Source organism: Acinetobacter sp. YH12098 (assembly GCF_013419235.1).
Classification (GTDB): Bacteria; Pseudomonadota; Gammaproteobacteria; order Pseudomonadales; family Moraxellaceae; genus Acinetobacter; species Acinetobacter amyesii.
In genome coordinates, this window is sequence record NZ_VPAO01000065.1 from 1 (window position 1) to 9497 (window position 9497).

General features: G+C 40.1%; 9 protein-coding genes, 1 pseudogene and 1 other annotated feature. Of the genes and pseudogenes, 7 read left to right on the forward strand and 3 right to left on the reverse strand.

Annotation, left to right across the window (positions count from 1 at the left end):
* Together FTU38_RS16030 and FTU38_RS16035 are read right to left on the reverse strand one after the other, a co-directional pair.
* A pseudogene (locus FTU38_RS16030) lies at nt 1-481 on the reverse strand (transposase); the annotation flags it as partial.
* Nucleotides 89-206: a sequence feature (AL1L pseudoknot), on the reverse strand. Its footprint overlaps the pseudogene before it by 118 nt.
* A 47-nt stretch (nt 482-528) precedes the next feature.
* Nucleotides 529-912 carry a hypothetical protein gene (locus tag FTU38_RS16035; protein ID WP_180111840.1) on the reverse strand — a complete coding sequence of 128 codons (384 nt, stop codon included), beginning with the start codon at nt 910-912 and terminating at the stop codon, nt 529-531.
* On the opposite strand from FTU38_RS16035, the gene FTU38_RS16040 reads away from it, so the two are divergent.
* The 3 genes from FTU38_RS16040 to lon all read left to right on the forward strand — a co-directional run bounded on the left by FTU38_RS16040 (nt 893) and on the right by lon (nt 5074).
* Complete coding sequence (locus FTU38_RS16040; RefSeq protein ID WP_180111841.1) at nt 893-1777, forward strand: OmpA family protein; 885 nt, start codon at nt 893-895, stop codon at nt 1775-1777. The genes FTU38_RS16035 and FTU38_RS16040 overlap by 20 nt on opposite strands.
* A 135-nt stretch (nt 1778-1912) precedes the next feature.
* Nucleotides 1913-2500 (forward strand): 5-formyltetrahydrofolate cyclo-ligase, encoded by a 588-nt coding sequence (locus FTU38_RS16045; RefSeq protein ID WP_180020703.1) that lies wholly within the window; start codon nt 1913-1915, stop codon nt 2498-2500.
* Nucleotides 2501-2647: 147 nt separating this feature from the next.
* A complete protein-coding gene (gene lon / locus FTU38_RS16050) occupies nt 2648-5074 on the forward strand; it encodes an endopeptidase La (RefSeq protein ID WP_180111842.1) in 2427 nt (808 codons plus the stop codon).
* Between the two features lie 417 nt (nt 5075-5491).
* Here the strand turns inward: lon and FTU38_RS16055 are convergent, their stop codons facing one another.
* Entirely contained in the window at nt 5492-6454 is a 963-nt protein-coding gene (locus FTU38_RS16055) for a M20/M25/M40 family metallo-hydrolase (RefSeq protein WP_373684016.1), read from the reverse strand.
* A 152-nt stretch (nt 6455-6606) separates the two neighbouring features.
* On the opposite strand from FTU38_RS16055, the gene rlmH reads away from it, so the two are divergent.
* The 4 genes from rlmH (at nt 6607) to FTU38_RS16075 (ending at nt 9422) form a co-directional block, all read left to right on the forward strand.
* Nucleotides 6607-7089: a 23S rRNA (pseudouridine(1915)-N(3))-methyltransferase RlmH gene (rlmH, locus tag FTU38_RS16060; RefSeq protein WP_078189858.1), complete on the forward strand. Its 483-nt coding sequence runs from the start codon at nt 6607-6609 to the stop codon at nt 7087-7089.
* Nucleotides 7090-7226: 137 nt separating this feature from the next.
* A complete protein-coding gene (locus FTU38_RS16065) occupies nt 7227-8003 on the forward strand; it encodes a dioxygenase (RefSeq protein ID WP_078189859.1) in 777 nt (258 codons plus the stop codon).
* Nucleotides 8004-8170: 167 nt separating this feature from the next.
* Nucleotides 8171-8947 (forward strand): META and DUF4377 domain-containing protein, encoded by a 777-nt coding sequence (locus tag FTU38_RS16070; RefSeq protein WP_180063486.1) that lies wholly within the window; start codon nt 8171-8173, stop codon nt 8945-8947.
* 175 nt (nt 8948-9122) lie between these two features.
* Nucleotides 9123-9422 carry an META domain-containing protein gene (locus FTU38_RS16075; protein ID WP_180111843.1) on the forward strand — a complete coding sequence of 100 codons (300 nt, stop codon included), beginning with the start codon at nt 9123-9125 and terminating at the stop codon, nt 9420-9422.
* Nucleotides 9423-9497 lie beyond the last annotated feature (75 nt).

The window sequence follows — 9497 nt, forward strand, 5'->3', positions numbered from 1 at the left end:
ATTTGCTCTGCATGATGTAAATCATGCAGAGCACGTTTCGCTCGATGTTCTGGATTGTCAGCGAGATCTAAAGCCCGATAATAGGTCGAAGCTGCAATCGGTAAAATTCTACAAATCGCTTCAACACTATATCGATCTTTATTGTTCTGGATAAAATCCACCATTATTTGTGTGGGCGGTCGAGCTCCGCCTGGGCGAAAAAAGCGGCTGCTTTACGTAGAATTTCATTGGCACGTTTTAATTCTTTAATTTCACGTTCCATTTGCTTCATTTTTTCTTGGTCAGATATCTGTTGTACTTTGGCAGGATTTAGTTGATCCATATGCTTTAAATACCAAACACGCAATGTTTCAGGAGTACAACCAATCTTAGGTGCAATAGCTGTGATTGCAGCCCAAGTAGAAGGATAATCTTTTTCAGATTCAATCAATAATTGAACCGCTCTTTCTCTGATTTCAGGGGTATATTTTGGTTTTGTCATTGGAACATTCTCTCAAGAAAGTTGGTCTCCGACAAACCCGGTACGGTTCAAACAATGATTTTATCTTCTGTAATTGTCGATGGATCAACATCATCAGGATAAGTCACAGTGATCTTACCATCTGGTGTAATCGTCACTTCTGCTACAAGCGGAACCATATTGATGTTTTCGTTGCCTGTACCTGGTAGACCCAGGTTACCCGAAGTGTCTTCATATGAACCTTCTGGTACATTAACCGTAACTTTGCCTTCAACGTCCTCTGGCACTTTACCCGTTACCGTAATTGAACCATCTGGTTGAGTCTCAGGTGTACCAAACTCAACCACGATGTCTTTGCCATTTGGATCTTTAACCGTAATTTGGTCAGGCGTAATTGTGGATGGATCGGTGTCATCAGGGTAAGTCTGTACGATGTCACCATTCGGTGTCACAGTCACTTCAACTTGTGGACGCTCAGTTGTCGCATGTTCAACTTTTCCTGGCGTAAATAAATATGCAAAACCAGATAATTTATTGTTTCAAAACAATATGATTGATGCATACAAAATACATGTTCAACGTGATGAAAAATTATGCGCAGATGATCAAGCTAAGAACCAAAAATGTGCAACTAAGCTCTATATAGATGACTTTAAAGCCGGTGATTTTTATATTAATAATTCTGCTGATTTTTATTTAAAAGAAGGTGAATACCAATTTAAGGTGAAAAATTGTACAAATCATTGTGAAAATTATTCAGTTAGCTATTGTGTAAACGAAAAGTCAATTTTGAATAATTTACTACTTACTGTTGATAATAACGGCAAGCCCATCATATTAAATGATGATGGCACTATTATTAATAATTGCCCGATTAGAGAAAATGCTCTAAAAAATGTAATAAAACCAATTGAACCGAGTTTAGATAATATAAACTTAGCTTCCGATTCTTTATTTAAATTTAATGGTGGTAAACTAAACGATTTACTTCCTGCAGGTAAATCAAGCTTGAATGAACTAGCAACTAAACTTAATAACCAATATGCACGTATTGATATGATTAAGCTTACCGGCCATACCGACCGTTTAGGCAGTGTGCAATATAATCAGCAACTTGCATTACAACGTGCACTAACTGTCAAAAATTACTTAATGAACCAAGGGATTGCTGCTGACAAATTAAGTTTCGATTCAGCAGGTGAAACTCAGCCTGTAACCAATGGTTGTTTTCATGTTCAAGATCGAAATGCCTTAAAAGCTTGCTTACAAGCAGACCGCCGTGTTGATGTGCAAATTCTTGGTATAAAAAAACCTTAAATAAGTATGCGTTCCTTACGCTAACTAGTGTTTAAGGAACGCTTTATATAAAAAAGATAAAACCTATTTTTTCGGACTTTTAAGCTTGAACGCGTTAAAATGCCTTGAGAATTTTGTGCTACTTTGAAATGAATCATGACTTTGAGCACCACCAGCCTTCGCAAACAACTCCGCAAGCAGCGTCGTAGCCTAAACCTATGGGCCCAACGACAAGCTGAACAACAGGTCCTACAGCGTTTAATCCGACTCAGTCATTTTCAGCGCAGTCAGCATATAGGCGTGTATTTACATGCATTCGGTGAAATTCACACTCAACAGCTCATCCACTACTGTTTTTCGCATCAAAAACACGTGTATTTACCCATGATTTGCAACATGAATCAGCAACTGGTTTGGGTTGAAATCTCACGACATCAATACATCAACAAACGTTTTTCTCATCACCCACTCGGCATGAAAGAGCCTATGGCGAGTCGTGGGAAGCATGTTTCTCATCTTGACCTTTTAATCATGCCCTTGCTCGCTTGCGACAAGTACGGCACACGTATTGGCATGGGGGGTGGCTTCTACGATAAAACATTAGCAACAGCTCACTCTATACCCTACCGTTTAGGACTTGGTCACGATTTTCAACTCATCCAAGACCCCTTAGTCCGAGAAGCATGGGATCAACCGCTAGATGGCTTTATCAGCCCATCTCAAACTTTAAGTTTCAAACGTTAATTTGATATTTTTGACGCTGAGTTACACTTAAAAATCACATATTTAGTCATTTTTTATACATTTTAATTGGCATGACCCTTGTAATTTAAAAAATACACATCACTATAAAAAACATGGCAACACCGTTGTCACTCATTAGGAGTGCCCATGTCTGAGATTATTATGAATGAAGAAAGCTTGGAAACTACAATTCCGAGCGTATTACCGCTTTTAGCGCTACGAGATGTGGTTGTATATCCTCACATGCAAATTGCACTGTTTGTGGGTCGCGAAAAGTCGATCAATGCAGTCAATGTCGCACGTGACAGTGACAATCTTGTATTCGTAGTTGCACAAAAAGATTCGCTTACAGAAGAAATTGATCACGACAATTTATATCAATACGGTACTGTCGCGAAGATTGTGCAAGTTGTGAATCATGAGAATGATGAAAACTGTATAAAAGTACTGATTGAAGGCTTATATCGTGCCAAGCTAGAAAAAATTATCGATGCCGATGATTACCTGACTGCCGAGCATTCATTAAGCCCAATGACGGTTTCTGTAGACTCAGAAACTCAGAATAACCGTGTCGAAGAATTACGTACCTTATTTGCTCAATATGCAGAAGCAAAACTGCGTAATGCACGTGAATTGATTGCAGCAGCCAATAAAATTGATGATTTACTGCAATTATTATTCTTCGTAGCAACACGCGTGCCTTTGAATATTGATGTCAAACAAAAATTCTTAGAGCATGATGAATTTGAAGCACATTTAGCTGAACTCATGACCTATTTATTACAACAGTCAGAAGAACAGCAAATTGAGCAAACCTTACATGATTCTGTAAAACGCCAAATGGAAAAGAATCAGCGTGAATACTTCTTAAATGAAAAAATGAAGGTCATTCAACGTGAACTTTCTGACATGAATGGCGGTGCTGAAGACGACGTTGCAGAAATTGAAAAACGTCTAGCTGAAGCCGATTTACCTGAACATGTACGTAAAAAAGCTGAAAATGAGTTCCGCAAGCTAAAAGCGATGCAACCTGCTTCAAGCGAAGCTGCTGTCGTGCGTAACTATCTAGAAGTTATTTTAGATACGCCTTGGAACAAAGCCAGCAAAGTCAGCATTAACCTTGCGAAAGCTCAAGATATTCTTGATGCCGATCACTATGGTTTAGACGACGTGAAAGACCGCATTGTGGAATACCTTGCTGTTCAATCACGTGTAAAAAAACTTCGTGGCCCAATCCTGTGCTTAGTTGGTCCTCCAGGTGTAGGTAAAACTTCACTTGGTGAATCTGTTGCCAAAGCAACTGGTCGTGAATTTGTCCGTATGGCGCTTGGCGGCGTGCGTGATGAAGCTGAAATCCGTGGTCACCGTCGTACTTATATTGGTGCTATGCCAGGTAAAATTGTGCAATCTTTGTCTAAGGTTGGCGTAAAGAACCCTCTGTTCTTACTCGATGAAATTGACAAAATGGCGCAAGACTACCGTGGCGACCCTGCTTCAGCATTGCTTGAAGTCCTAGATCCATCACAAAACAGCAAGTTCAATGATCACTACTTAGATCTTGATCTAGACCTTTCTGAAGTGATGTTCATCTGTACTGCAAACAGCATGAATATTCCAGAAGCTTTGCTTGACCGTATGGAAGTGATTCGTCTACCGGGTTACACCGAAGATGAAAAAGTGAATATTGCTGAACGTTACCTTGTTCCAAAAGCCATCAAGAACAACGGTCTACGTGCGAAAGAATTAACCGTTCACGAAGAAGCCATCCGCGATATCGTACAACGTTATACACGTGAAGCCGGTGTCCGTAGCTTAGAACGTGAAGTGTCTAAAATTGCACGTAAAGTGGTAAAAGAAGCAGTGAGCAAGAAAGCGAAAAATCTTCAAATTGAAGTGAATTCGAAAAATCTTCCTGACTACTTAGGTCCACACAAATTCGACTTCGGTATGGCCGAAGAAGAAGCTGAAGTGGGTCGTGTAAATGGCTTGGCTTGGACATCTGTTGGTGGTGAACTACTGACGATTGAAGTTGCAGCAGTGAAAGGTAAAGGCAAGTTCATTACCACCGGTTCTCTTGGCGATGTGATGAAAGAATCGATCACAGCAGCGATGACCGTTGTACGTACCCGTGCAGATGAACTAGGTATTGAAGCGATTCGCTTTGAAGAAACAGATGTACACGTGCATTTACCAGAAGGTGCAACACCGAAAGATGGTCCATCTGCTGGTTTAGCCCTAACTACCGCACTTATTTCAGCGTTTACAGGCATTGCGATTCGTCCAGATATTGCGATGACCGGTGAAACCAGTCTTGGTGGCCGTGCAATGCGCATTGGTGGTTTAAAAGAGAAGCTTCTCGCTGCTCACCGTGGTGGCATCAAGCTTGTCTTTATCCCACAAGACAACGTTCGTGACTTGGCTGAGATTCCAGACAATGTCAAAGAAGGTCTAGAAATTAAACCAGTGAAATCGATTGATGAGATTTTACCACTAGCCTTGGTTGATATGCCTAAACCTCTTGCAAAGACACCGATTGTCAAAGCAACTGAAGGTGGCAAAGCTGCACGTCACTAAGCGCTAGCAACTCGCAATAAAAGAAAAAAGCCCTGTTTCGACAGGGCTTTTTTATATCCATTATTTCATACTGTATATTCGAAACTTTTCATTCAAATTCTTCACAACCACTAGATTCAAGCCAACAGCTACAACTATGGATTGGATAACTATTTCAAATTCGACATCAAGATCAATAATAGCCAATAAGAAAGTCTTACAAAATTTGAATGCTATTACTTGAAATATCGCCCTCTATCCCACATATATAGTAGAGAGATATACGCGCTGTATGTTTCTTTATTGGTTCCAATCACGTGTAAAAGCGTGATGATCATTGGAACAAGATGGTCATCTACATCTCCAGGTAGATGACCTTTTATCGCAGTCCACAGGCTTTCGGGGCTGCGTTTTTTATGTCATGTTTTTAAAGACATGCTATTTCAAATTTAAGATGGTTTTCACCAAACCATCGATCACTTGAGCCATTTTATCCAAGTTCAATTTATCCAGGGTATCTTGCTCAGTGTGATAGTGCTTATTACGATAAAATGCCGTATCAGTAATCATTATCGCCGGCATATCAAATTGCCAATAATTCATATGATCTGAAAAATCAACACCCTGAATAAATGACGGTGAAATCAAGCGTTCACATTGCAACTGCTTCAAAGACTCCATCGCCGCACAATACGATGAGGTTAAGTCACGAGACTGAATGTTCCCTACCGATGCAATAAAATTCGTATGCGATGGATAAATCCATTTCAACCCAACTGGATATTCTTGGGTAACTTTCGGATCAAAATAACCAATCATTTCCAGAATATACACACCTGAAATTTTATCCTTTTCCTTTGCTACCGATTTTGCATGGATAAAACTGCCCATCGACTCTGTTCTAAAATACGGCGGTTCTTCGAGGGTATAAAATACAAATTCAATATTTTGTTTTAAACGCGCTTTTTCAGCCGAAAGAATCCGAGCAGCTTCGAGTACACCTGCAACGCCAGAAGCATTATCATCAGCGCCATGCTGCTCCTCAAATACATCGTAATGCGCGCCAATGATCACTCGGTTGCTATGCCCTGCATTTAAGGGACAAACCACATTACGGTATGGTTGGCTGTTTACGGTATAGGTTTGAAAACGACAATTAACACCAAACAAACGCATCTGCTCACGAATCCAAGCAGACACCCGATTTAACTCTTGAATGTTCTTATAGTTACGATATTCAGCTTCATTACCAATAATTTGCTCTAAATAGACTTTTAAATTATCCGGTTCAGCGGTTCTAATATTGTTGGCATACGCCGCAAATGAACACCATGCAAAAATTGAAAGCATTGCTGCTTGCTTGAGCAAAAATAATTTACCGTCCTGCCATGTTTTTTTCATTGTTATTATTCCAATTTTCATCTTCGATCTAATCTGCTTATGCTGCGTATTTAAACAGCAAGCAGAACACGATTTCAATTGCAAATTGTGTCTGAACATACAAAGCGCAAGCGAACCGTTATAATGCTCTTTTGTATACTTTCAGGCGCTGTATGAAAATTCGTATTCTGACAATCGGTCAAAAAATGCCAGCATGGGTTCTGACGGGTTTTGAAGATTATTTCAAACGTATTCAGCCATTTGTTCAAACGCAGATCATTGAACTGCCTATGGCCAAACGTGGCAAGAACGACTCAGAAGCCGACATTTTAAAATACCGTCAAATTGAAGGTGACAGCATTTTAAATGCCATGAAATCGAATGAAGTACTGATCGCCTTAGAAGTTGGTGGTCGTGAGTTTAGTACCGAAAAACTAGCTGAAACCATGAAAGGTTGGATGCTTGAAGGCAATGATGTGGTTTTAGCCATTGGTGGGCCAGATGGACATTCTGAGGCGGTACGTAAAGCAGCAGCATGGCATTGGTCTTTGTCTAAACTAACTTTGCCACACCCAATGGTTCGTGTCATGCTCATCGAACAGCTATACCGTGCAATGAGTATTAATCATAATCACCCTTACCATCGTGCGGGTTAATCCGAACTAACATCCAGCGTATACAGCAGTTACAGCGTTGCAACAATGAAACAAACCGTTGAAATTATCCGAATTGTTACGCTGAATAATATAGTGCATGATCATCATATTCCTTTAAACAACCAACGGCGACCGCGATGAATTTACAAACACTTCCAGGTTTATTTATTTCCCATGGCTCACCTATGCTTGCCATCAATCCTGAGCAAGTCGGTCCTGCGTTGGAACGTTTAAGCCTGAATCTTCCAAAACCGGAAGCCATTATTATCATGTCCGCACATTGGGAAAGTAACGCACTAGAAGTAAGTACCAGTGCCCGTCCTGAAACTTGGCATGACTTCCGTGGTTTCCCTGCGGAACTTTATGATATTCGTTATCCAGCACCGGGTAACCCAGAGCTAGCGGAAGAAATCCTTCATTTGCTTGCCAATGCAGGATTATCTGCACATGCCAACAGCACTCGTCCACGCGATCATGGCGTTTGGATGCCGTTATTGCATATGTATCCTGATGCTGACATTCCTGTGATTGAAATATCACTGCCAATGACCATGTCTGCACAAGAGATCTATAAAATTGGACAAACGCTTGCACCTTTACGTGACAAGCAAATCCTGTTGATTGGATCGGGCAGTATTACCCATAACTTACGTGAGTTGGCTTGGGATGGACGTGCAGCAGCCGTGCCTGAATGGGCTTCGACATTTCGTAATTTTGTGGTCAATAAGCTCACTCATCAAGATTTTGATGCAGTTCTCGATTGGCAAAATATCCCGTTTGTACAACGCAACCATCCGACCATTGAACATTTTGCACCCATCTTCTTTGCGATGGGTGCAGGCCCCCGCTTCTCTATTGTTCACAGTAGCTTTAGTATGGGTTCGCTCGGTATGGATATTTATCGTTTTGATTAAACGTGGAAAAATGAGATAGATTGACTTATTCATAATTTATATTAATAAGTTAACAAATTATTATTTATGGATACATTTTGCTACTTATTTGAGCTGAATGTATTCATATTTTTTTAAAATGAATGGGTTATGCTACAGGCTGAAATTCACTTAGAACAGTTAGCGTAATGAAATTAAAATATTTAGCGATCGCCCTCTTCCCTTTAGCCCTTGCAGCATGTCAATCAAGCGATATCCAAAAAGCTGGAGATTTAGCCGTGAGCGTATTACAACAACAAAATGCTGATAAAACTTTAGCTTCATATCAATGGAGCACCACCACTGAAAATGCACCAAAACCTTTGGTTTTAAATTTTTTAGAAAATGGCACTTTGGGTATTTCAACCAGCTGTAACAGTATGTCAACCCAATGGAAAGTGGAACACAATACACTTGTAACAGGCAACATTGCATCTACCATGATGGCGTGTCCTGATAATGCGATGAAACAAGAAGGACTTGCATCTTCACTATTTAGTGACCGTAAAGCACCTTTTGTTTTAAATACTACAGATCCACAAAATCCAACGTTAACCATTATCTCTGCAACAGGTGAAAAACTGGTTTTCACTGGAAAATTAACACCTGAAACTCAGTACAACTCGCAAGGCGAAACGATTTTCCTTGAAATCAGCCCTGAAACTAAACAATGTACAGGCGTTGCTCCACAAACTTGTTTGCAAGTACGTGAAGTGAAATACGATGAAAAAGGCCTAAAAACACAAGTTGATAAAGACTGGACTTTATTTTACGATCAAATTGAAGGCTTTAAGCACACTCCTGCAGAACGCCAAATTATTCGCGTAAAACGTTTTGAACGTAAAAACCCTGCTGCTGACCAATCAAAATATGCCTATATTTTTGATATGTCAGTCGAACGTGAAACCGTAAAAGGTACGTTGTAAGTTACAGCCGATAAAAAACCGAGGTCATCGCCTCGGTTTTTTTATATCTACACAACCGCAAACGCTGATTGGATATGCATAGTATTCAAATCACGATGTACTGTTCAGCCAACGCTTTAGCGATGTCAATCTAAAGCTACTTCAAAAGCAAAATGCCCTGCCTGAATTAATCGTGATGAATAGCAATCAACAGACCTATATTTTTAAAGGCATACAGCGAATTGCTGATTTACGTGATTTTGAAGCAGAACAATTAACTCAAAAGACGTGGGTTCTCGTAGAGAATAAGGCTCTACCCGCCCCAATAACTCTCAAATTCAACAATGGCCGTATGACATTTTTTAATGGCTGTAATCGCATTGGCCACAATTATGATGTAGAAAAGCATACTTTGCGTTTTATAGGAGATGTAGGGAGTACTCTTGTCAACGGCATTCTAAAATTGACCCCTTTTACCTTTCAAATGGCAAAGTAAAATTGACCCCTTTGATCTCGTATTAAGTTTCAACCTGGGGCTGAATCCCAATTCTTTTTTTATCCTTCAAACGAT